This window comes from Metasolibacillus fluoroglycofenilyticus, from assembly GCF_003049645.1.
GTDB lineage: Bacteria > Bacillota > Bacilli > Bacillales_A > Planococcaceae > Metasolibacillus > Metasolibacillus fluoroglycofenilyticus.
Map to the genome: position 1 here is coordinate 1,156,599 of NZ_PYWK01000001.1, position 23,415 is coordinate 1,180,013.

Genomic DNA, 23,415 nt, shown 5'->3' on the forward strand with positions numbered 1-23,415 from the left:
GATGAAAAAAACAAAAGAAATATTAATGACACCAAGAGCTGATAGACGTATTTTGTCAAATATCCCTGATCCAGAAAATGTACGAAGCTTAGTTAATCGTCGAGGAGCTGCTTATCAGCAGTCCGAAGTTAATATAACAGATGTGAATGAAATCTTTCGCTTACAATCATTAAGTTTGCGATATATTTCTGCCTTTCCCGTAAAAATTTTGCCAACACGCAAGCAAAAGAAAATCTCGCATTATTTTTATTCTGAAGATATTTCGGTAACAGGTATTCTTATTTATTCTGATGTACCAAATGCTTTTCAAGTAGATGAAGTAACGACGATGCGCTTTAAAATCCCAGGTGGTGTAATGCCAGAGGGCTATGAAGCGAATGTTAAAATACAAGCAAAAATGATTCGGGCATTTGAAAAAGAAGTAGATGGTAAAACACGCTATTATTATGCATACGAATTTTTACAGCCTTTAAATGAATATATGGTGAAAAAGCGTTGGGGTATGTCAATCTTTGTTGCAAGTTTAGTGCTGTTCGTTGTCGCGCTTATTGTTGTCTTAATGCGTGCAGAGAGCGTTATTTACTTCCAATTCAATAAATTTTTATACTTTTATAGTATTATTGCGGCGACATTTTTATTAAGCCGCTATCTATTCGGCATGCTGTTTCGCAATGTTCCAATTAATCCAGATTATGAGCCTGGTGTATCGATTATTATTCCTGTGTTTAATGAGGAACAATGGATTCACCGTACCATTTTAAGCTGTATTAATCAGTATTACCCTGTCGACAAGCTGGAAGTGATTGTTGTAGATGATTGCTCCACTGATAAAACAGAGGAGAAGGCAAAGGAAATGATTGAGCTTATTAATAACGAGGGAGAACGCTTTAAAACGAAAGAGCGTTTGACATTTTATAAGCTGCCTCAAAACGGTGGAAAGCGGGAAGCGCTTGTTGCAGGGGTGCATATGGCGAAGCATGATTTAGTTGTATTTGTTGATTCTGATAGCTTCCTAGAACCAAATGCGATACGCAATATTGTGCAGCCTTTCCAAGACCCTAAAATGGGTGGAGTAGCTGGGCGTACTGAAGTAGAAAATAAATTTACTAATGCTTTAACAAAGCTCCAAACGGTCAGATATTATATCGCTTTTCGTATTATGAAAGCAGCAGAATCATGGTTTGATACAGTTACTTGTTTATCAGGACCTTTAGCATGCTATCGTAAAGACCTTGTCATAAAAAACGAAGAGGCATGGCTAAATCAAAAGTTTCTTGGTCAGCCAGCTACATTTGGGGACGATCGTAGTATGACAAACTATATTTTAAAAACACATCGCACAGGTTATCAAGATAATGCGGTATGCTCTACGATTGTTCCATCTGATTCGAAGTCCTTTTTATCACAGCAAATGCGTTGGAAACGTTCATGGCTAAGAGAGTCATTACGTGCCTTCACATTTATGTGGAAAAAAGAGCCGTTTATGTTTTTATTTTTTATTGTTGGTTTAATTGTGCCGATTGCCGCACCTATTGTCGTCGTTTACAACTTGCTTTGGGTGCCAATAACATATGGTATTTTCCCAACAACGTTTCTTGTAGGGTTACTTTTGATGGCAATGCTAATGAGTTTGGCACATTTATATTTTAGGAAAAGTAAACTATGGGCATTCGGCTTTATCTTCGTTTTGTTTTACGAGTTTATTTTACTATGGCAAATGCCTGTTGCTTGGGTGACATTTTGGAAATCAACTTGGGGTACTCGTGAAACACCGCAGGACGTGTTAGAGCGAGAGAAGAAGCAGGCAAGAAAAGAAGAACGTAAGAAGAAATGGAAAAAGAGAACTATAGGTGAGAATGAATGAGAAAAAATAATACAGTGCTAAATCCACAAAGTAAAAACCGTAAAAAAGTCATTCGTTCCATCATTCAGGCGGTTATTGTAATCTTACTTGCGACCATTTTAATTCGTGCTATCTTTTTAATCAATAAGTTTGAAGAAGAAACGATACCATTGATAAATGAAGATGGCTTTGTTGCTCTATCATACTTTGGGGTTAGTAGAGGGGAATCACCAAAATATGTATCGAAGGGCAATTTAGACAAACAATTATCATTACTAGAAAAGCAGGGCTATCAAACAATTTCGCAGCAGGATATTATCGATTTTTATGAGCAAGGCAAACCATTACCTGAAAAAGCTTTATATTTATCGTTTGAGGATGGACGAACAGATTCGAGTATTTTCGCTCAAAAAATATTAGAAAAATTGAATTACAAAGCAACGATGTATACGTACGCTAACAAAATGGATACGAAAGATACAAAATTTTTAAAGCCTAAGCACTTGAAGTTAATGGAAGATAGTGGATTTTGGGAGCTTGGGTCAAACGGCTATCGCTTAACGTATATTAATGTTTTTAACGATGAAGGGCAATCGTTAGGCGTTATTGATGAAAACGATGTGCCTGACAAAATGATGATTGAATACTATAATCATTATTTAATGGATTTTATTCGTGACGAATATATGATTCCTACAGAAACAAGAGCGGAAATGGAAGCCCGTATTGCAACAGATTATCAGTTAATGCATGATATTTATACAGAAACCTTAGATGAAATGCCAAAAGCATATGCGATTATGCATGCAAATTCACTTTACAATAATATGGATTCGCTCGTGGAAAATGCGAATGATCAGCATATTAAAGAGCTGTACAAAATGCATTTTAATCTGGAGCAGGATGCTTATAACGAGTCAGATGCAGACATTTATAATTTGAGTAGGCTTCAAGTTTCACCGTATTGGTCAACAAACCATCTAATGATGAAAATTCAGCAAGCTAGTAATAAAAATGTTGAATTTGAAATAGGTGATTCGAAGCTTGCAGAACAATGGACACTCGCAAATGGTGCAGCAGAGTTTTTAAATAATGAGATTATTTTGACATCCTTGCCAGCAACAGAGGGCACATTATTTTTAAAGGAAGCAATGCCAGAATCCTATAATTTTGAATTTGATTTTTATGGCAATGTTGTTGGAGAGCAGTCTGTTTATGTTAATTATGATGCTACGACGAACAGCTATATTCGCGTAATGCTAAAGGATAATGAAATCATTATCTATGAAAGGCAGCCGAATAAACAAGAAAGTGAAATAGAGCGACATATGCTTGCAGAAGTAAAATGGAGTGGAGAGGATTATGCCTTCAATAAGGCGACAGTGTATTCTTATAATGATACGCAGCGAGGCTCACGCATTGATGAAGAGGAATATCCACGCAATTTAAAAAATCGCCGCCATTTATCACTGCAAGTAGGGCGAGGCGAGTTTAAACTAACGGTAGATCAGGAGCTATCAGCAAATATCTCGATTAATGATACAATCCAAGGCGGGCAAATTGGTTTCGGTGCATCGTATTCTAAAAAAGATACGACGCATGAGCAATATGCGGATGATATTTATGATACAGTGATAGAGAACATCAAAATAACAGATGTCGAAGAACAAATTGTATTTACAAACCAATATACAAAATTTGACCGAGTAAAGTATAATATAACTACATGGTTTAATAGTCTAGTAGATTTCTTCATTGAAACCTTCTAAAGCTCTGGAGGGCTTATAAAAATGAAAAATATATTCACTTTTTTTGCTATAGCAATTGTTGTACTAGCTGGATGTAGTAGTAGTGAGGCGAAGAAGAGTCACCAAGAGGAAGCAAATAAACCTAAATTATCAATTTGGCTCCCAGAATGGCAATTAAAATCAACTGTAGAAAATATTGAAAATTCCGCTGAAGGTTTACAAAGTTTACGTGTTTTTGGTGCTTATTTTAATGCGCAAGACCAGCCATTTTTAACGGAAACAGCAGAAAAAATTCACAAGCATATGTATGATAATTTTCGAGATAGCCACTCAATACTTTTAACATTTATTAATGATTATGTTGTAGAGGGTAAACCTTCCGTCCAAAAAGATAGCACGCTGCTGCATCGCCTTGTAAAGGATGAACAGGCGAGAAAAAAGCATATTGACGATATAATTGCTCTGACCGAAAAGTTTCCTGTCGATGGCGTAGAAATTGATTATGAGAAAATAGCTAAAGAAGATACAGCCAATTATATTTTATTTTTGCAGGAGCTTTATGAGGTATTGCAAAAAAGAGGTTTATCAATGCATGTCGTCTTAGTGCCAAGCTTCCCATTTGAAAATCCTTTGCCAGATGGGCCGAGCTATACAGTAATGGCATATAATGTGCATGGTTATCATAGTGGTCCAGGTGCAAAAGCAACATTTGCATTTTTAGATCAGCTGCTTGTAAAAATGGGAAAATCGAACCAGCATTTTAGTATTGCCTTTGCAACAGGTGGTTTCACATGGCCGAAAAATGGTAAAATAATCGCTTTAACAGGGGATGAAGCAGAAAAATTAATTGCTTCAACAAAATCGGCAACAAAGCGTGATAAAGATAGCCATGCTGTATATTTCCAATACAGTGATAAAGGAATGGATTATGAGGCATGGTATGCAGATGCGGAAACTTTACAAAAATGGATTACCTATGTACAAGAAAAAGACGCAAAATACGAGCATTTTGTATTATGGCGTGCAGGTGGCTTAAGTGCGGGTGCTGTTGAATGGATTGCAACACATGAAAACAAGGAATAAGTAGACGAAGGCGTCCAGAGCCCTCTTTTAAAAAGTCGATTTGCCACCAAAATGTGGTGAAAATCGACTTTTTTCTTTAAAAGAAAAGTATAAACTCTTGCTTCAATGTCAAAGCAAGTAGGCGAGGTGACTTTCTGCTGAAAAGTGCCTGTCAAGCCAGCAATGAATCCCCCATGCAAGCCACCACGAAACAGCACGTGGCAGCTAAAAAATAGCGAACCGCCAATAGAACCGGCAAGCGCCAATAGAACCGAGAAAACCGCCAATAGTAGACGACAAGTCGCAAATATATTCAAAAAGAGATAAATAGGTTTATGTTTTAGTATTTGAATCGCGGCCCTTGGCACAAAAAAATAGGGAGTGTTGCTATTTCCCTTGAAGGCGCAGCTTGTTAGATGCCTTGCTTCAGTTGTTGATTCAAATAATGCGCCTGCTGAATTGCTTGCAGGTCGCTGCTAATTGTGCCAGGCTTACGTGCTTCTCCAATAAGATAAGAATAAAATTCGATGCCTAAGAAGTCGAATGTGTACTGACATTGCTGAATAAGTGGCAAGCCTTTAATACGTGGTTGGTCGCCACCAACTGCGATAACTACAGCCTTCATCGTTTTTAAATGCGCTGTAACATTTGGATAGCGTGTGTCGCGGATGGCATGGCTAAAGCGGTCAATCACATTTTTCATTGTGCCAGACATACTGTACCAATAAATCGGCGTTGCTAAAACAAGCATATCGCTTCTTAAAATTGCCTCCAACACCTTTGTATAATCATCGTCGACAGGATGAAAGCCTTCAGGTGTATGACGTAAATCTTCAATTGGCTTGATGTGAAGGTCTTTTAACTGAATTGCCTCATAAGGTAAATCCTTTAACGCTAAATGAGCCAATTCTTCACTATTGCCATCATTTCTTGTACTGCCTGTTAATAGTAAAATTTTCATCTACATACCCCTTTTTCATGTTATCTGAAAGTAACTATCCTAACAAGCTATAGCTTTTCACATAAATGTAGTATATGCTAAAAAGATTATTGTATTGACGAAATTATTAGGAAATTTCAAATTTAAAGGACATGAAAGGATGCGTCAATGAAACCGTTATATTATTTTCATCCACTGGTGTGGATTATTTTAAGTGGCACTATTTTCACGCGAATTGCTAGCTTTATGACAATGCCATTTTTAGCGATTTATTTACATAATGTGCATCATGCATCGCCGATATTAATTGGTTTTACAATAGGTGTCGCGCCACTCTTTGCGACATTTGGTGGTTTTTTAGGCGGTTACTTAACGGATCGCTTTGGTCGTAAAATTGTTATTATTATAACAATTTTTGTTTGGGGAAGCGTGTTCTTTGGCTTTGCATTAACGACTTTTGCACCAATATTTGTTCTTTTAAATGCCATAAATGGGCTATGTCGCTCCTTTTTTGAGCCTGCAACACAGGCATTAATGATTGATTTCACAGAAAATGAGAAGAAGAGACGGTTATTTTCGGTACGCTATACAGCCATTAATATTGCGGCGGTTATTGGACCGTTAATTGGGGTAATGATTTCGACTTTAGCAAGCCCGGTTATTCCATTTGTTGTGACGGGTGTTATGTACAGTGTCTATGGCTTGTTTTTACTTAGCATACTAAATAAATACGAGATGCGCCAAAAGCGATTGGAGAACGGGAAAAATATTAAGGTCATTTTACATGTTGTTTTCTCTGACTATAAACTATTGTTATTTTTAGCTGGTGGTACATTGATAGGTTTGGGCTATGCCCAGTTTGATTCAACATTACCACAATTTATCCAGCTTACATTAGAGGATGGTGTGAAACTTTATTCATTACTCATTTCATTGAATGCAGTTGTTGTTTTAATTTTACAATTACCAATCAGTATATTGATGGAGAAAATTTCAATTTTAACATCGCTTATTATTGGTATCATTTTCTTTGCATTCGGCTTAATGATGTTTGGAATAGCGAATGCGGCTTGGTTATTTATTGTAGCGTTAGTTATTTTTACGATTGGTGAAATCTTCACTTTTCCTATGATGAATGCTGTTATCGAAGAAATTGCACCTGAAACCCAGAAGGCTACTTATTTAGGAGCATCGCAATTAAAAAACATCGGAGGCTTTATAGGGCCTGTGTTAGGGGGCTGGTTATTAACTCATTTTCAAGGTCAGCTATTTTTCATCATCGCATTACTTGTGTTAGTAAGCATCCCATTTTATAAACGTGCATTTCATTTACCAAATAGCTGATAAGTGATTTTAAAATTTCCGTATAATGAGGTTGTCCGAAAGCAGGCTAGTGTGCCGCTCTCAGACAATCTTTTTTATATATTTTCTAACGAGATAACAAAACCAATTGCATACGGGGTCTGCCTGTAAATTAGCAAGCATTCCTTGTAAAATGGCTACACGTGGATGAGGGGATTGTAACTGCTCAGTAATAATTGTTACTGAGTCTTGCAGCAATTCATCATCTAAATAAGAGCGTAAAATCCCTGCTTCCTGCAAAATGTTCTCTAATGTAACTAGCGGGTCTGCTGTTGTATGCAGGGCAACCATTTCCTTTGTAATAAAAGGCGTTTTTGTATGCATTGCAATAATAGTTGTTTTCTCTACAAGTGTTTTGGCAAGCGCTTGTAAGTCATAAGGATAATCGCTAGCCTTTTGAAACATATGCTCCGCATAGCCAGAGATAAAGCCGCGAACAATGATAGCTAAATCATAAACATGCTGTGCTGATTGGGGATAAAGCTCTAGCAAAATGTTTTCAATTAGCTTGTTCATCATCCGATCGTAATGCGCCATTTTTTGTATCAGCTCTTCACTCATAAACTGCGTATGCTCTTTGAAAAAAACAGAGGCTAATATGATATGCTCCTGGACGATTGAAAATGTATAATAATAGTAATTATAAAGCTTTTGTTCAGGGTTTTGGCCTTCATTGACTGATTGGTCAATTCGCGATGCGACATCTTTCACAAAATAGTCAATAATTGCGATAATAAGCTCATCTTTTGACTTGAATGATAAATAGAAGGCTCCTTTTGATATGCCACAAGCATCTGTTATTTGTTGAACGGAAGTAGCGTCAATCCCTTTAGCAGCAAAGAGTTGTGCGGCCGTTTCTAAAATAAGTTGCTTTTTTGACATAATTTTAACCACCTTTCTTAATTGACAACTGACTGATTAGTCATTATTATAGGATTTGTGAAAAAAAGTGTCAAGGAAGGGTTGGTATAAACGTGCGTTCTTTAGTGAATTTTGTTGTAAAAAACAAATTAGCTGTATGGTTATTAACGATTATTGTTACCGTTTCAGGTATTTATTCAGGAACTAGAATGAAGATGGAGTCAATTCCAGATATTTCGATTCCATATTTAATTGTAGTTGGTGTTTATCCAGGTGCAACACCAGAGCAAGTAATGGATGATTTATCCATTCCATTTGAGAAAAAAGTGGAAAGCTTAGAGGATGTGAAATCGGTATTTTCAACCTCATCATCTAACGTTTCGCAAGTACAAATAGAGTATGATTATGGCGTTGACATGGATGAAAAGAAGCGCCAATTAGAGTCTGCTTTAGATGATGTGGTATTGCCAGAAGGAGCACAAAAACCTTCTATTATGGCAATCAGCATGAATATGATGCCTGTTGCTGCACTATCAGTGAGTAGCTCAAAAGAGGATATTGTAGAGCTTACTTCAACAGTTGAAGATATTTTACTTCCTAAAATCAACAAAATTGAAGGCGTTGCATCAGCTTCAATTACAGGTCAGCATATTGAACAGGTTTCATTCAAGTATGATGAAGCAAAGATGGCTGAGCTAGGCTTGACTGAAGAAACTGTTAAGCAAATGATTCAAGCGAGCGATATGGCATTATCGCTAGGTTTATATGAGTTTACAGTAGGTGAGCAAGCTGTTTCTGTAGATGGTAAAGTAAAATCGGTTGATGAGCTAAAGGAGCTACTTATTCCGGTTACGCCATCAGAAACGAATCCATCTCCATTTGTTCGCTTAGGTGATATTGCGACAATTGAAGTGGAAGGTAAAGTACAATCCATTTCACGCACAAATGGTGAAGATTCTATTGGTCTTCAAATAATTAAAGCACAAGATGCAAATACTGTAACAGTAGTAAATGCAGTAAAAGATTTAATTGAAGAAGAAACGAGCAAAATTGATGGTTTAATTATTGATATATCGCTTGACCAAGGAAAACCAATTGAAGATTCTGTATTTACAATGATTGAAAAGGCGGTATTCGGTGGTGCGATTGCCGTATTAATTATTTTACTATTTTTACGTGATTTCAAATCGACGATTATTTCGATTATTTCAATTCCGGTTTCTGTATTTATGGCATTGCTATTATTGAACTGGATGGATATTACGTTAAATATTATGACTTTAGGTGCGATTACAGTGGCGATTGGGCGAGTGATTGATGACTCCATCGTCGTCGTTGAAAATATTTATCGACGTATTCACTTAAAGCAAGAGAAATTAACAGGTCGCGCTCTTATTCGTGAAGCGACAATTGAAATGTTCAAGCCAATTTTCTCATCTACATTAGTAACCGTAGCGGTATTTGCTCCACTTATTTTTGTAGGTGGTATGATTGGTGAGCTATTTATGCCGTTCGCATTAACGATGACATTTGCTCTAGGGGCTTCACTGCTCGTAGCAATTACAATTGTACCAGCGCTATCTCACTACTTATTCCGCAAAAAAATATATGGTGAGAAAGTAGAAAGCCAACATAAAGAGGCTGGCAAGCTAGCATTATGGTATAAAGGTATATTAGAAAAAGCATTAAATCATAAAATTATTACGTCAACAATTGCAATTTTAATGCTTGTTGGTTCACTAGCATTAACACCGTTAATTGGCTTTAGTTTCCTAGGTTCGCAGGAAGAGAAGGTTATGTATTTAACTTACACTCCAGCTACAGGTGAGCTGAAGGATGAAACTGAGGAAAATGTAAAAATTGTTGAACAGGAATTATTGAAGCGCAAGGATGTCGAGATTGTGCAAATTTCGATTACGGATGCTGAAAGTGCTGACCCAGCTACGATGATGATGGGTGGCGCTGGTGGTGGGGCATTAATGTATTTAATTTTTGACCCAGATATGAAGGATTTCCCTGCTGCTCGTACGGAAGTAGAAGATTATGTGTTTAATATCGGGCAGAGCGGTGAATGGAAGTCACAAGATTTTGCTTCAATGAGCATGGGCTCTAATGAAGTAAGCTATACATTGTATAGTGAAAACCTTGATAATTTACGTACATCAGTTCAACAAGTAGAGGACGCATTGCGTACAGTTGATGGCTTGGAAGATATTAAATCAGACAATGAAAACCCTTATGTAGAGCATGTTTTAAAAGTAGAACAGCAAAATGTTCTTCAATATGGCTTGACGACAGCTCAAATTGTGATGGCTCTAGCGCCACAAGGGACAACTGAAACATTAACGACTGTCGAGCATAACGGTAAAGATATTAATGTAATTGTAAAGCGCGAAGCGAAAGCTGCTGCTAAATCAATTGATGATATTTTAGCGACAGAAATTCCAACTGCACTAGGTACAACAATGAAAATTGGTGATTTAGTAGAAGTGGAAGAAGGAACTACTTTAAATTCATTAACTCGTTCAAAAGGTGAATATTTCGCAACAGTCAGCGCGAAAATTACCGACAATGATATTTCAAAGGCTACTACGGCGGCTGATAAAAAAATTGATGAATTAGATTTACCAAAAGGTGTAACAACAGGCGTTTCTGGTGTTGCAGCAGATATGGAAGAAGCGTTTACGCAATTAGGTATTGCGATGCTTGCTGCGATTGCGATTGTCTACTTCATTCTTGTTGTGACATTCGGTGAAGGTTTAGCACCATTTGCGATTTTATTCTCATTACCATTCGCGGTAATTGGCGCATTTGTTGGTTTATTCGTAACAGGTCAAACAATTTCAGTATCAGTTATGATGGGGCTACTCATGTTAATTGGTATCGTTGTCACGAATGCGATTGTCCTAGTTGACCGTATTATCCATATGGAACGCGACGGTATGACGATGCGTGAGGCAATTTTAGAAGCTGGTATGACACGTTTACGCCCAATTTTAATGACAGCAATCGCGACAATCGGTGCAATGTTACCAATGGCATTCGGTAGCGCAGGTGGCGGTCTGATTTCAAAAGATTTAGCAATCACAGTAATCGGTGGTTTACTATCTTCAACATTATTAACATTAGTAGTTGTACCGATTGTGTATGAATTACTTTCAAAAATGCTGAAGAAGAATCGTAAAGATATTGAGACGAATTAAAAGGGAATTGATGTCCAAAAAGCGTGCTGAGGCACTGCTTTTTGGACTTTTTGTTTATGTTTTATGAAAAAATGACTTTCCACCAACTAGTTCGAAAAAACCTGGATTAAAGTTAGTTGAGGTGCAATTTTTGTATGAAAGGTATCTTCCTTTAAGAGGACGGTCTTGATTTTCCATTATATATGCATTTCTTATGGCAACAATAAATAGGAAATGGTATCGTAGTAAAAAAGGAGGAGAGGTTATGGAGCATTATCATATTGCCATTATTGGAGCTGGCCCCGGTGGCTATGTTGCAGCGATTCATGCCGCGAAGAGCGGCTTAAAGGTGGCGCTGATAGAAAAAGATAAAGTCGGTGGTGCTTGTTATAATGTTGGCTGTATTCCTTCAAAAATTATGCTAGAGCATAGTAAATTAGTGCAGGAAATTCGCCGCGGCACGGATTGGGGCATCACAGTGCCGACAATCGATATTGATTTTCCTAAATTAATGCAGCGTAAAGATGCCGTTGTAGCAGAGCTATTAGATAATATCGAAGGCTTTATTGAAAGCGCCCAAATTACGATGTATCGTGGGGAAGCAAGTGTGACAGCGGAGCGTAAAGTGATGGTAGGTGAGCGAGCGCTTACAGCTGACAATGTGATTTTAGCAACAGGTAGTCGTCCATTTGTGCCGCCTTTTAAGGGAATCGAAACCGCAAGTTATTATACGACGGACACATTTTTCGGAGTGAAGGAGCTACCTAAGCAATTAACAATCGTTGGCGGTGGTGTCATCGCAATTGAAATGGCCTTTGCATTAGCGCCAATGGGAACGAAAGTGACTGTATTAAATCATAGTAAAGATATTTTACAAACAGAGGAACCTGATGCGCGACCTTTAATTCGTCAACGTATGGCACAGCTAGGCATTGAACTTGTCACAGATTTCACATTTGAAGAAATTCGCAGCAATGAAATACATACATCTATAGGAACATACGTATATGACCACCTTTTATTTGCCACAGGTCGCCGTCCAAATACACAAATTGCAGAAGCTTTGGAATTAAAAATGGACGGTCGCTTAATTGCGGTTAACAATCATTACGAGACGAGCATTCCAGGCATTTTTGCGATTGGTGATTTAGTTGGTGGCTTCCAATTAGCGCATTCTGCAAGTGCGGAAGGTGCGCATGCAGTAGATTATATTTTAGGCAAGCATCCGCGCGCTATTAACCAACAGGAAATTCCGCGCTGTGTCTACACACACCCTGAAATTGCAACATTTGGAATGCTAGAGCACGAAGCACCAGCAGACGCAATCGTTACAAAAATGTACTTGCCGACAAATGCTAAAGCATTGCTTGAGGGAAATATACAAGGCTTTATGAAATTTGTAGCAAGCCCTGAAGGTGATATTTATGGAGCCTGTGTCGTTGGAGATGGCGCTACAGAAATGATTAATGCTATGCTTGCATGTAAAATTACAGGTGGCTCTGTCAAAGATTTAGCCCGCATGATTTTCCCACATCCAACAGTAAGCGAGCACATCGGTGATGCGGCACGCGCTGTCTTTGGTAAAGCAATTCATTTGAAATAATAATAATAGTTTGGTATATTGAAATTTAGGTGCCAAACCTATGTAAAGCTCAGGCTTTACAACAGAAGCCTCCACTAACAGCACGGATTTGCTGGGAAGCTTCTGCAAGAGAGCAGGGAGATGAGCCCCTGCTCGTTTTTATTTCTCCTCAAAATCTTGGCCTAGTGAAATAGGTCACTACAGCCATCATGTAAAAGAAGAAATTCGACATGATTAGTACAACTAAAAAATCATATTGCAAAAAGAATGCCTGTATTAAAATTGTGAAGGAAATGGCTAAAATTAAAGCATGTTTAAGTTTCCCTTTCTTGCTAAAATAAGTTTGGAAAATAATAAAAGTAAAAGTCAGAAAAATCGGGAAATAAAAATTCGCTAAGTCTTGAAGAAAAGCCATCTAATTCCTCCCCCTCATCTTTAATTTAACTTCTTTAAGGGAAACATTTTTCACAGGAAAGCTCACTTTGTCATGAGCATTCTCTGCTTTCACTACAATTAAAGTGTGTATGCCTAATAAAAAAATGTTTCTTTCTGTAAAAAGCTAATGAACAACCGTTGTTTATGTAATTAACATACTTGTAATTTACTGTAATTATAAGTGTGTTTATTTTAATTGTCCAATCAAATTCTTTCGTTTTGGCAGCGCATTAAAATAAAGCTCCTCTATCGCAAAAGGAGAAACACCGTTAAAGTTGATGTTTCTCTCATTCTCAAAGAAGGCCTACACTCTTTTCATCCGAGTTAACCCTGTACCAAAACACCATCAAAAGCGTTAAATAAGTCGGCAATCGCACGGCTTATTTAACGCTTCGAAATGATTTAAGTTTCTCGTAAATCCCCGCCATGCGCTTTTCTTCCCCAGCAATAACAGGCTTATAAAATTCTGTGCCAACAAGTTCATCAGGTAAATATTGCTGATTGACCCAGCCGCCAAATGTGCCAATCGGTGTGTCGTGCGGATATTGATAGCCGACATGTCCAAGTGCTTGAGCCCCTGCGTAATGAGCATCTTTCAAATGGTTTGGGATTTCCCCCGTTTTCCCTTCATGAATGGCTGCTGTGGCAGCATCAAGTGCTTGATAGGCAGAATTTGATTTATCGCTTAAGCACATTTCGACGACAGCGGCAGCGAGCGGGATACGTGCCTCGGGTAGCCCAAGCTTCCCAGCGGCGTCTGTGGCAGCGTTAACATGTGCACCGACTGCTGGATTAGCAAGCCCAATATCCTCATAGGCAATGACAAGCAAACGACGACAAACAGCTACTAAATCACCAGACTCTAATAGATGCGCTAAATAATACAATGCGGCATTTGTATCGCTCCCGCGAATGGATTTTTGCAAGGCGGATAATAAATTATAAAAATGAGAGCCGCCCTTATCCCCATAGACACCGATGCGTTTTGCTAAATGTTCTATTGCGCGGTCGTTTAGCACTGTTACCCCATCCGTTTCATCGGAGGCGTAATAAACCGATTCCAATAAGGTTAATGCTTTACGCGCATCGCCGTTACTTGCTTCTGCTATTTTTTGTAGCTGCTCGTTCGTAGCGGAAACGCCAAGCTTTCCGAGACCTCGCTCCTCATCTGTTAGCGCTTGTTGCAATAATGCACTGACATCCTCAATTGTTAAGCGTGTGAGCTGTAAAATTTCTCCACAGCGTGAACGGATAGCGGGGTTGACACTATGAAAAGGATTTTCGGTTGTCGCTCCAATTAAAACGATGGAGCCATTTTCAACATGAGGAAGTAATGCATCTTGCTGCAATTTATTAAAGCGATGGATTTCATCTAAAAATAAAATAACCTTGCCTGACATTCTGGCATCCATCACTACTTGCTCGATATCGCTTTTTCCTGCTTGAGTGGCATTTAAAGCGAAAAATGGCAGCTTTGAGCTACCTGCAATTGCGCTAGCAATGGATGTTTTGCCTACACCAGGTGGTCCATATAGCAGTATGGATGGCACGTGACCATTTGCAATCATTTTATAAAGGGCACTTCCCTTGCCAATAATGTCCTGTTGTCCTACAATTTCGTCTAAATTACGTGGTCGCATTTTATAAGCTAAAGGTTCATTGTGCATGTATACCACCAACTTTCTACGTCTATCATCATTTTATCACGTACGGATTGAAGCTTCACTTTATAATAGTGTATTTTCAATTGGAAGGAAAGTAGATACTTCAAATAGAATTTGTATGAATGAAGTCGAAATTTGGATGCATTTCCGAGTGGAATAACAGGAAATGTGTTATAATTAACCGAATGAATGGACTAGAAAATTAGAGGTGTTATTATATGAAGATTTCTACAAAAGGTCGATATGGCTTGACAATTATGATTGAATTAGCGAAGCATCACGGAGAGGGACCGATACCACTTCGTCAAATTGCGGCTGAAAAAGATTTATCTGAAGCATACTTGGAGCAGCTTGTTTCGCCGTTACGCAATGCAGGTCTAGTAAAAAGTGTGCGAGGCGCATATGGCGGCTATATGTTAGCAAGCCCACCAGTTGAAATCTCCGCTGCGGATGTGATACGTGTGCTTGAAGGGCCAATCCAACCAGTAGAAGGTATTGAAGATGAGGAAGCACCACAACGCGAGCTGTGGATGCGTATTCGTGATGCAGTGAAAAATGTGCTTGATACGACAAGTTTAGAAGACTTAGCACAATATACAGAGGTATCCCCTACAGACGGCTATATGTTTTATATTTAAGGAGTTTACAAAATGACAACAATTTATCTAGATTATGCTGCAACGACACCGATGCTAAAAGAAGTGATTGTTGAGATGAATGCTGCAATGGAAACGGTGTACGGCAATGCATCAAGCATACATACCGCTGGCCGTGAAGCGCGCAAAGCATTAGATGCAGCAAGGGCTATTTTAGCTCAACAGCTAGGTGCAACGGCAAATGAAATTATTTTGACGAGCGGTGGAACAGAGGCGGATAATATGGCAATCTTTGGTGTGGCCTATGCACGTCAGCACGAAGGAAAACATATTATTACGACAGAAATTGAACATCACGCTGTACTACATGCGTGCGAAAAATTAGAGCGTCAAGGCTTTAATGTAACTTATTTGCCTGTTGACGAAACAGGACGCGTTGCCGTTAGCGATGTTGAAAAGGCGTTGACAGATGAGACGATTTTAGTAACAATCATGTATGGCAATAATGAGGTTGGTACATTGCAACCGATTGCCGAAATTGGTAAGCTACTAAAGCAGCATTCTGCCACTTTTCATACAGATGCTGTACAAGCATTCGGCTTAGAGAAAATCAATGTTGAGCAATTACAAGTTGATTTATTAAGTGCCTCTAGTCATAAAATCGGTGGACCTAAAGGGATTGGTTTGCTTTATGCAAGAGCAGGTACGAAAATGGACAGCTTGATTTATGGCGGCTCGCAGGAGAAAAAGCGCCGAGCGGGAACTGAAAATATTCCAGCAGTTATCGGCTTTGCCAAGGCAACACAGCTAGTAGTGGAAACGCAGCAGCAAACACGACAAGCATATAACCGTTATAAAGAGCTATTAATTGAAGAGTTTACGAAGGCAAATATTGGATTTACAGTAAATGGTCATTCAGAATATATGTTACCGCATATTTTCAATGTAACATTGCCAGGCACAGATGTAGAATCATTTTTAGTCAATTTAGATATGGCAGGTGTTTTTGTGTCGAGTGGCTCGGCATGCACAGCTGGTTCCATCGACCCATCTCATGTGCTTGTTGCAATGTATGGCAAAGATTCAGCAACACTTCGTAGCTCCATCCGTTTTAGCTTTGGTCATGACTTGAATGATGAGCTTGTACGTGAGGCTGGCAAACGCACAGTAAATATTGTCAAACGACTTGTGAAATAATAAATGCTTCGCGCCTTTTACGCGACAGGGTTTTAAATGAAAAGGTGATATCAATGACAGAAACAAGGAATCCGTCTGAAATTCGAGTAGTAGTTGGGATGTCAGGAGGGGTCGATTCATCAGTTGCTGCGTATTTATTAAAACAGCAGGGCTATGATGTAATCGGTATTTTTATGAAAAACTGGGATGACACAGATGAAAACGGTGTATGTACAGCTACCGAGGATTATGAAGATGTTATTGCTGTATGTAACCAAATTGGCATTCCATATTATGCAGTGAATTTTGAGAAGCAATATTGGGACAAGGTATTTACCTACTTCCTTGAAGAATATAAGGCAGGGCGTACGCCAAATCCAGATGTGATGTGTAATAAAGAAATTAAGTTTAAGGCGTTTTTAGAACATGCGATGAACTTAGGGGCAGATTATTTAGCGACAGGTCACTATGCGCGTGTTGAGCGGCGTGATGGAGAAGCGGTAATGCTGCGCGGTGTTGATAGCAATAAAGACCAAACTTATTTCTTAAATCAATTATCGCAAGAGCAGTTAGAGCATGTGATGTTCCCAATTGGTCATTTACCGAAGCCAGAAGTGCGTAAAATTGCGGAGGAAGCAGGACTTGCAACGGCGAAAAAGAAGGATTCTACAGGTATTTGTTTTATCGGGGAGCGCAATTTCAAGGAATTTTTAGGTCAATATTTACCCGCACAGCCCGGGAAAATGGAAACATTTGATGGTCAAGTGATGGGGCAACATGATGGATTAATGTACTATACATTAGGTCAGCGTCACGGTTTAGGTATTGGCGGTGACGGGGAACCTTGGTTTGTATTAGGGAAAGACTTGCAACGCAATGTATTATATGTTGGGCAAGGCTTCCATCATGAGGCTCTTTATTCAACGGCATTATCTGCTGTAAAAATGAATTTTACATCACAAAAAGAGTTGGCAAAAGAATTTACTTGTACAGCAAAATTCCGCTATCGTCAGGACGATTCACCTGTAAAGGTGGAGCTGCGTCAGGATGGCACTGCTTATATCGAGTTTGCGGAGCCGGTACGTGCTATTACACCGGGACAAGCGGTTGTCTTGTACGATGGAGATGTATGCCTAGGTGGCGGAACAATTGACGAAGTATTTAAAAATAGTGAAAAACTAACATTTGTAGGGTAAAGGCTGCTGTTAAAGCGGTCTTTTCCCTTTGGGGGAGATAGGCAATGAATTTTAACGAGCAAGGCATTCAAGCCTTTCAGGAAAAAAAATATGAGGAAGCGGCACAGTTTTTTACACAGGCGATTGAGACAGAGCCAAATGATGCACTTGGCTACGTCAATTTTGGCAATTTATTAGCCGTATTGAACGATATAGAACGAGCAGAGCGATTTTTTCAAAAAGCGATTACGGTTGATGAAAAATCAGCTACCGCTTATTATGGCTTAGCAAATTTATATTATAATGCAGGGCGTTATATTGAAGCAGCAAAGCTTTATCAAAAAGCGATTGAGCATGGCATTGAAGGGGCAGATGCTTTTTATATGCTTGCTAAATCATTTGAGCGTGAAGAACAGCCTAAGCTGGCATTGCCGTATATGCAGCGTGCTGCGGAGCTTGCGCCAACAGACTTGCAAATTCGCTTATCTTACGGTATTTTACTATGCACGCTAGAAATGTTCGATTTAGCAAAAAATGAATTGCAGTTTGTGATTGACGAGGATTGGAATAATGCAGATGCGCATTATAATTTAGGTGTGCTATATGCGGTTTCGACAGAGCAAACCGAGGATGCGCTCTATCACTTAAAGCAAGCGTTCACATTGCAGCCTGAATTTGACCAAGCGAAATATATTTATGATATGGTTAGCCAGCGCTTTAATTAAATGAATAGCACCCGCTCTTTTTCAGCATACTACTCGAAAAAGGGCGGGTTTTGTTATGTTAACAGAAAAACAGCTATTAAAATTGCGCAAAATGCTACTTGTACAAAAAGATGAGGTAATGAAACATTTACTTGCTAATGAGCAAACGAGCTTGCGTGATTCTGTAGATGAATTATCTACGCTAGCGAATCATCCAGCTGATTTGGGAACGGAATTATTTGAGCGTGAAAAAGATATTAGCCTTCATGCCCACCGCCATGATGAGCTTGAGCAAATTGAAAAAGCGCTTGCTCAAATGGAGGAAGGAGCATACGGCGTTTGTGTCATTTGCAAGCAGCCGATTGACTACGACAGATTATGTGCAATTCCTTTTACCAATGTTTGTATCGAGCACAGTGAAGCTGTCGAAAAAATAACAGCACAGCCTGTTTTACATCCTTTTCACGATGAAGGAGTAAATGCTCTTGAAATTGCGATGGAACAAGGTAATTTGGATGCATATGACAATCAGGAAGTAGCAGATTATATTGATGTGGAAGAGCTAGCTATAGAGAAGAACGTGGAATAAAATGAAATTAATTTAGAGAGATAAGAAAATCATTTTAAAATTTAGGAGGTTTTTTTACCTTTTCAAGAACGATAATATTTCTAACTAACAGCAAGTAGGGGCGACCAAAAGGCGGTGCTATGCACGCTTTTTAGTCGCCCTATTTTATTATGGTTGGCTAATGACCGCATCCAATTTATAGCGCTTATTAAATTCGTCAACGAAAACCTCTAAATCGATGGCCACAATAATGTACGGCTCACTTTGATAGTCGCGCAAATAGCTGCATGTTGCTTTCAATGATTTCGAAAACTCTAGAAGCATTAATTCATTTTCTAGGTGAACACGTATTTCCTGTGTTTTATTGCGTAAATTAATTTTGAAATAGCGCTCTTCAACAATGCGCTCTAAGTTTGTATCATCAAATGGAAAAATTAAATTTTGATATCGAATATACATATTTGTTAGGCTTCCTTTCAATTTTACTTATTACAATATTGTACAACCTCTTGATATGCTAAGTTGCCACCGAAAATATCAAGTGCTGAGCCGATTGTAATATGGAGTTTCCCATTTGTAATGGCTTCGAATTTTTGCAAATCTGCCAGTGAACGAATACCGCCTGCATAGGTTGTAGGGATTGTTGTCCATTCAGCTAAATCACGCACTAAATCTTCCTGCATACCTCCGCGTTTTCCTTCTACATCTACCGCATGAATAAGCAGCTCATCACAATAGTTTTCAATCATCTGGATGGATGCAGCATTTACTTCAAAATCGCTAAATTTTGTCCATTTATCCGTCACTACAAACCATCTCCCATTTCGGCTTCGACAGCTTAAATCTATGACTAAATGCTTCTTACCGACAGCTATGACAAGCTCGTTTAATCGTTCTAAGTCGAGTTTACCATCATGAAAAATATAAGAAGTAACAATCACATGGGAGGCGCCTGCCTCAATAAAGTGAGCAGCGTTTTGCGCTGTAATGCCGCCACCAATTTGCAGTGCATTTGGGTAAGCCTGCAATGCTTGTAATGCGGCCGCTTCATTGCCTGGACCTAGCATTATTACATGCCCGCCAATTAAATTGTCTTGTTGAAATTGCTTGGCAAAATAGCCAGCATCATACTCTGAAACGAAATTCTCGATAACACTTTGGTCGGCATAACCGAGTGTACTGCCGACAATTTGTTTTACTTTCCCATCGTGTAAATCAATGCACGGTCGAAACTCCACCGTCATCACAGTCCTTCCCAAAAAAATTCTATATGTCTATCATACCATTGGAGAGGAATTGAACATAGTTAAAGATAGAATGTTCGTGCGGTAGAATATGAAAAAAATGAAGTATAAGGTGAATAGGAACGAGCAATAAATTATGCTAAACTAACGATATAAAGTGAAAGTGTAATTAATGGCAATGCTACATATTTGTTAGTTTTCATCAATCGAACGCATTTTGCAGTTAAACTTCCGCTTGTGTTTTTCAATTGATTCCGCATTGACGGATAGTAAGCCTCCCGCTCCAAGACTTAAGTGAAAATATGCTAAAGGATAAGTGAGGGATTAACTGCCCGTAAAAGCCCGATTGGCTCAACTAACAATCAGTGGAGGATGAGGAAACTCCCCACCGATTGAAGCTTTACTTTATTTAAGCCCTGAGATGGGGCTTTTGGATTGAGATAATAATTTCAACAATCAATATTAATGCAGAGGAAAGGGGCGCAAACTGGTGGAGAACTTAAATTTATTTGAGCTAGAAAAACGCTTTGTACTAGGTCGCCCAATCGTCTCTATTTTTCATAATGCTACAAATATGTATTCTATCATACGTGTGAAAATTCAAGAAACAAATTTAGCTTATGAAGAAAAGGAGATTATCGTTGTTGGCTATTTTCCGCCGCTGTCAGAGGATGAGCTTTATCGCTTCACAGGCAATATAAAAACACATCCCAAATACGGAGTACAGTTTCAAATTGAGACATTTGAAAAGGAAGTACCTGCTACGGAACAGGGTGTTATTCAATATTTATCAAGCGATTTATTTATAGGGATTGGTCGTAAAACGGCTGAAACAATTGTTGAAAAGCTTGGTGTCGATGCATTGAAAATAATTATGGATAATCCGAGTGCACTCGATGTAATCCCGAGATTATCTGACGAAAAAAAGCAAACAATCGTTGACGTAATCGAACAAAATTTAGGCTTAGAGCGTGTGATGATTCAATTAAATGAGTGGGGGTTCGGACCGCAGCTCGGCATGAAAATTTATCAAACATATCGCGAGGACACAATCACTCTATTGACAGAAAATCCGTATCGTTTAATCGAGGAAATAGAGGGAATTGGCTTTGGACGTGCCGACGATTTAGGCTCAAAGCTCGGCATTACAGGCAATCACCCTGACCGCATTAAAGCAGCTATTTTTCATGTTTTAACAGCAGCCGCATTATCCGATGGGCATGTTTATTTAGAGGCGGAGCAGGTGCTGCCGACAGTTAAGTCAATGCTAGAACAAAGCCAGCGAGTTGAAATCCCATTTGAGGCAATTTCGCAGGCTTGCATTGAAATGCGTGAGGAGAGCAAAATTTGTGGTGAGGAAACGCGCATGTACTTACCATCACTCTATTTTAGTGAGGTGGGCATCGCCTCGAAAATCTTAGAGCTTGTAGCGAACAATAAGAAGCAGTCGCATTTTTCTAAGGATGAAATTTTAAAGGCAATTGGCGAGCTAGAGGAGCGTGATGGGGTACAATATGCACCTTCGCAAGTCGCAGCAATTGAGTGCGCTTTGCAAAATGCGGTAATGATTTTAACAGGTGGACCGGGTACAGGTAAAACGACTGTTGTGAAAGGGCTTGTAGAAGTATATGCAGAGCTACACGGCCTGTCGCTTGACCCAAAAACATATGCTAAAAAAGAAGAGCCATTTCCTATTATATTAGTAGCACCGACAGGACGAGCCGCCAAGCGTTTGGCTGAATCTACCAGCTTACCTGCAATGACAATTCATCGTTTATTAGGATTCACAGGTCAGGAAAAAGAAGAGGAAACAGAGCGTGAAATCACAGGACGTCTTGTCATTGTAGATGAAATGTCAATGGTCGATACATGGCTTGCGCACCAGCTACTCAAAAGCTTAGCAAAAGATGTCCAAGTGGTTTTTGTTGGTGACCAAGACCAGTTACCGCCAGTTGGGCCGGGGCAAGTATTGAAGGACTTATTAACATCAAAGCAAGTGCCAACTGTGGAATTAACAGATGTTTACAGGCAAGCAGAGGGCTCAACGATTATTGATATTGCCCATCAAATTAAGCAAGGTACAGTTCCGCCCACAATAACTCAAAAAACAGCAGACCGCTCCTTTATCCAAGCATCGACTGAGCAAATTGTGAGCGTTGTCACACAAATTGTCAAAAGTGCAACGGCAAAGGGTCAGGCGATACGTGATATTCAAGTGTTAGCACCAATGTACAAGGGACCAGCAGGCATTGATGCATTAAATAAGCAAATTCAAGAGCTTGTTAACCCGAATGACGGCACGCGTAAGGAGTTAGCATTTGGCGATACCGTTTATCGCATTGGTGATAAGGTGCTACAGCTTGTCAATCAACCAGATAGCAACGTATTCAATGGTGATATGGGGGAGGTTGTTGCGATAATAAAGGCAAAAGAAACGGTGGAAAAGCAAGATTTGCTCGTTGTCTCATATGACGGGATTGAAGTAACGTATCAGCGCGGTGACTTAAATCAAATAACATTAGCATACTGCTGCTCCATTCATAAATCACAAGGCTCTGAATTCCAAACGGTTATTATGCCAATTGTACGCGGTTACTCGAAAATGCTGCGTCGCAATTTATTGTATACAGGCATTACGCGAGCAAAAAACTTTTTAATTTTGTGCGGAGAGCCAGATGTGTTAGCACAGGGCTTAATGAAAACGGATGATTTACAGCGTTTTACAAGCCTGACTGCCCGATTAAATCCAATGGATGAAGAAATTGTTGAAGTAATTGCTGAAGCACAAGAAAGCTATACAACATCTACGCCACCTATTTTAAATGCAGAAACAGCTCCCTATATTCATCCGTTGATTGGTATGGAGGGCATCGCACCATCAGATTTTATGAAATAGGGAATACTTGTCTTGGACGTAACGACATACTCGAATGAATCACTAAAAAATCTAGTCAATGCGTTGACAGCATATCAACTATTGCATATAATTTAGGCATAATAAAAACAAAACGATGATGGAACAAGTAGGCTTTAATGAATGTTTAGAAAGAGATTTCCAGGCTGCAAAAATCTCCATACATTATCGCTGAACAGCTACTCCAGAGTGCAACTAATCCTTGCCGTTTGCTTACGTTACAGGCACTTGAGATATAAATTGCTGCTAAGTAGTTTATAAATTAGGGTGGTACCGCGAAATAATGTCTTCGTCCCTTTTTGGGATGAGGGCTTTTTTTATGTTCATTCAGCAGAAAGCTCCCAGCTCCACAGATGTGA

General features: G+C 39.1%; 17 protein-coding genes and 1 other annotated feature. Of the genes, 12 read left to right on the forward strand and 5 right to left on the reverse strand.

Going from position 1 to position 23,415, the window contains the following annotated elements:
• Window position 1: 1 nt before the first annotated feature.
• Genes C9J36_RS05255 through C9J36_RS05265 form a run of 3 tightly spaced genes read left to right on the forward strand, consistent with a single transcriptional unit; the run spans window position 2 to window position 4,674 of the window.
• Window positions 2-1,864 carry a glycosyltransferase family 2 protein gene (locus tag C9J36_RS05255; RefSeq protein WP_107942433.1) on the forward strand — a complete coding sequence of 621 codons (1,863 nt, stop codon included), beginning with the start codon at window positions 2-4 and terminating at the stop codon, window positions 1,862-1,864.
• Entirely contained in the window at window positions 1,861-3,612 is a 1,752-nt protein-coding gene (locus C9J36_RS05260) for a polysaccharide deacetylase family protein (protein WP_107942434.1), read from the forward strand. Before C9J36_RS05255 ends, C9J36_RS05260 begins: the two co-directional genes overlap by 4 nt.
• Window positions 3,613-3,633: 21 nt before the next feature.
• On the forward strand, window positions 3,634-4,674 hold the full coding sequence (locus C9J36_RS05265; protein ID WP_107942435.1) for a glycosyl hydrolase family 18 protein: 1,041 nt from the start codon (window positions 3,634-3,636) through the stop codon (window positions 4,672-4,674).
• A gap of 391 nt (window positions 4,675-5,065) precedes the next feature.
• Here C9J36_RS05265 and C9J36_RS05270 read toward each other — a convergent pair whose 3' ends face one another.
• Entirely contained in the window at window positions 5,066-5,614 is a 549-nt protein-coding gene (locus C9J36_RS05270; RefSeq protein WP_066171485.1) for a flavodoxin family protein, read from the reverse strand.
• Between the two features lie 147 nt (window positions 5,615-5,761).
• On the opposite strand from C9J36_RS05270, the gene C9J36_RS05275 reads away from it, so the two are divergent.
• Complete coding sequence (locus C9J36_RS05275; protein WP_107942436.1) at window positions 5,762-6,937, forward strand: MDR family MFS transporter; 1,176 nt, start codon at window positions 5,762-5,764, stop codon at window positions 6,935-6,937.
• A 60-nt stretch (window positions 6,938-6,997) separates the two neighbouring features.
• Here the strand turns inward: C9J36_RS05275 and C9J36_RS05280 are convergent, their stop codons facing one another.
• Window positions 6,998-7,837 (reverse strand): TetR/AcrR family transcriptional regulator, encoded by an 840-nt coding sequence (locus tag C9J36_RS05280; protein WP_066171480.1) that lies wholly within the window; start codon window positions 7,835-7,837, stop codon window positions 6,998-7,000.
• A gap of 92 nt (window positions 7,838-7,929) precedes the next feature.
• On the opposite strand from C9J36_RS05280, the gene C9J36_RS05285 reads away from it, so the two are divergent.
• Window positions 7,930-11,019 (forward strand): efflux RND transporter permease subunit, encoded by a 3,090-nt coding sequence (locus C9J36_RS05285; protein WP_107942437.1) that lies wholly within the window; start codon window positions 7,930-7,932, stop codon window positions 11,017-11,019.
• Window positions 11,020-11,263: 244 nt separating this feature from the next.
• Window positions 11,264-12,601 carry a dihydrolipoyl dehydrogenase gene (gene lpdA / locus C9J36_RS05290; RefSeq protein ID WP_107942438.1) on the forward strand — a complete coding sequence of 446 codons (1,338 nt, stop codon included), beginning with the start codon at window positions 11,264-11,266 and terminating at the stop codon, window positions 12,599-12,601.
• A gap of 794 nt (window positions 12,602-13,395) precedes the next feature.
• On the opposite strand, the gene C9J36_RS05300 is transcribed toward lpdA, so the two are convergent.
• The gene (locus C9J36_RS05300; protein ID WP_107942439.1) at window positions 13,396-14,682 is read right to left on the reverse strand and encodes a replication-associated recombination protein A; all 1,287 of its coding nucleotides are present in this window, start codon (window positions 14,680-14,682) and stop codon (window positions 13,396-13,398) included.
• Between the two features lie 215 nt (window positions 14,683-14,897).
• Here C9J36_RS05300 and cymR point away from each other — a divergent pair, with 215 nt between their 5' ends.
• Genes cymR through C9J36_RS05325 form a run of 5 tightly spaced genes read left to right on the forward strand, consistent with a single transcriptional unit; the run spans window position 14,898 to window position 18,919 of the window.
• Complete coding sequence (cymR, locus tag C9J36_RS05305; RefSeq protein WP_066171459.1) at window positions 14,898-15,317, forward strand: cysteine metabolism transcriptional regulator CymR; 420 nt, start codon at window positions 14,898-14,900, stop codon at window positions 15,315-15,317.
• A gap of 12 nt (window positions 15,318-15,329) precedes the next feature.
• Window positions 15,330-16,472, forward strand: a complete 1,143-nt coding sequence (locus C9J36_RS05310; protein WP_107942440.1) for a cysteine desulfurase family protein — start codon at window positions 15,330-15,332, stop codon at window positions 16,470-16,472.
• 53 nt (window positions 16,473-16,525) lie between these two features.
• The gene (gene mnmA, locus C9J36_RS05315; protein ID WP_107942441.1) at window positions 16,526-17,647 is read left to right on the forward strand and encodes a tRNA 2-thiouridine(34) synthase MnmA; all 1,122 of its coding nucleotides are present in this window, start codon (window positions 16,526-16,528) and stop codon (window positions 17,645-17,647) included.
• Between the two features lie 44 nt (window positions 17,648-17,691).
• Window positions 17,692-18,351, forward strand: a complete 660-nt coding sequence (locus C9J36_RS05320) for a tetratricopeptide repeat protein (protein WP_107942442.1) — start codon at window positions 17,692-17,694, stop codon at window positions 18,349-18,351.
• Window positions 18,352-18,406: 55 nt separating this feature from the next.
• Window positions 18,407-18,919 carry a TraR/DksA C4-type zinc finger protein gene (locus tag C9J36_RS05325; RefSeq protein WP_107942443.1) on the forward strand — a complete coding sequence of 171 codons (513 nt, stop codon included), beginning with the start codon at window positions 18,407-18,409 and terminating at the stop codon, window positions 18,917-18,919.
• A gap of 147 nt (window positions 18,920-19,066) precedes the next feature.
• Here the strand turns inward: C9J36_RS05325 and C9J36_RS05330 are convergent, their stop codons facing one another.
• Together C9J36_RS05330 and hisA are read right to left on the reverse strand one after the other, a co-directional pair.
• Entirely contained in the window at window positions 19,067-19,357 is a 291-nt protein-coding gene (locus C9J36_RS05330; RefSeq protein WP_066171443.1) for a hypothetical protein, read from the reverse strand.
• A gap of 23 nt (window positions 19,358-19,380) precedes the next feature.
• Window positions 19,381-20,136 carry a phosphoribosylformimino-5-aminoimidazole carboxamide ribotide isomerase gene (hisA, locus tag C9J36_RS05335; RefSeq protein ID WP_107943085.1) on the reverse strand — a complete coding sequence of 252 codons (756 nt, stop codon included), beginning with the start codon at window positions 20,134-20,136 and terminating at the stop codon, window positions 19,381-19,383.
• Window positions 20,137-20,629: 493 nt separating this feature from the next.
• On the opposite strand from hisA, the gene recD2 reads away from it, so the two are divergent.
• Window positions 20,630-23,038 carry an SF1B family DNA helicase RecD2 gene (recD2, locus tag C9J36_RS05340; RefSeq protein WP_107942444.1) on the forward strand — a complete coding sequence of 803 codons (2,409 nt, stop codon included), beginning with the start codon at window positions 20,630-20,632 and terminating at the stop codon, window positions 23,036-23,038.
• Window positions 23,039-23,144: 106 nt separating this feature from the next.
• Window positions 23,145-23,356 (forward strand) — a binding site (T-box leader).
• The last annotated feature ends 59 nt before the right edge of the window (window positions 23,357-23,415 follow it).

Coding starts and splice junctions, on each gene's coding strand:
- C9J36_RS05320 (WP_107942442.1), top strand. CDS start 17,692: ATGAATTTTAACGAGCAAGGCATTCAAGCCTTTCAGGAAAAAAAATAT.
- C9J36_RS05270 (WP_066171485.1), bottom strand. CDS start 5,614: ATGAAAATTTTACTATTAACAGGCAGTACAAGAAATGATGGCAATAGT.
- mnmA (WP_107942441.1), top strand. CDS start 16,526: ATGACAGAAACAAGGAATCCGTCTGAAATTCGAGTAGTAGTTGGGATG.
- C9J36_RS05265 (WP_107942435.1), top strand. CDS start 3,634: ATGAAAAATATATTCACTTTTTTTGCTATAGCAATTGTTGTACTAGCT.
- C9J36_RS05260 (WP_107942434.1), top strand. CDS start 1,861: ATGAGAAAAAATAATACAGTGCTAAATCCACAAAGTAAAAACCGTAAA.
- cymR (WP_066171459.1), top strand. CDS start 14,898: ATGAAGATTTCTACAAAAGGTCGATATGGCTTGACAATTATGATTGAA.
- C9J36_RS05255 (WP_107942433.1), top strand. CDS start 2: ATGAAAAAAACAAAAGAAATATTAATGACACCAAGAGCTGATAGACGT.
- C9J36_RS05325 (WP_107942443.1), top strand. CDS start 18,407: ATGTTAACAGAAAAACAGCTATTAAAATTGCGCAAAATGCTACTTGTA.
- C9J36_RS05275 (WP_107942436.1), top strand. CDS start 5,762: ATGAAACCGTTATATTATTTTCATCCACTGGTGTGGATTATTTTAAGT.
- C9J36_RS05310 (WP_107942440.1), top strand. CDS start 15,330: ATGACAACAATTTATCTAGATTATGCTGCAACGACACCGATGCTAAAA.
- C9J36_RS05280 (WP_066171480.1), bottom strand. CDS start 7,837: ATGTCAAAAAAGCAACTTATTTTAGAAACGGCCGCACAACTCTTTGCT.
- C9J36_RS05330 (WP_066171443.1), bottom strand. CDS start 19,357: ATGTATATTCGATATCAAAATTTAATTTTTCCATTTGATGATACAAAC.
- C9J36_RS05300 (WP_107942439.1), bottom strand. CDS start 14,682: ATGCACAATGAACCTTTAGCTTATAAAATGCGACCACGTAATTTAGAC.
- lpdA (WP_107942438.1), top strand. CDS start 11,264: ATGGAGCATTATCATATTGCCATTATTGGAGCTGGCCCCGGTGGCTAT.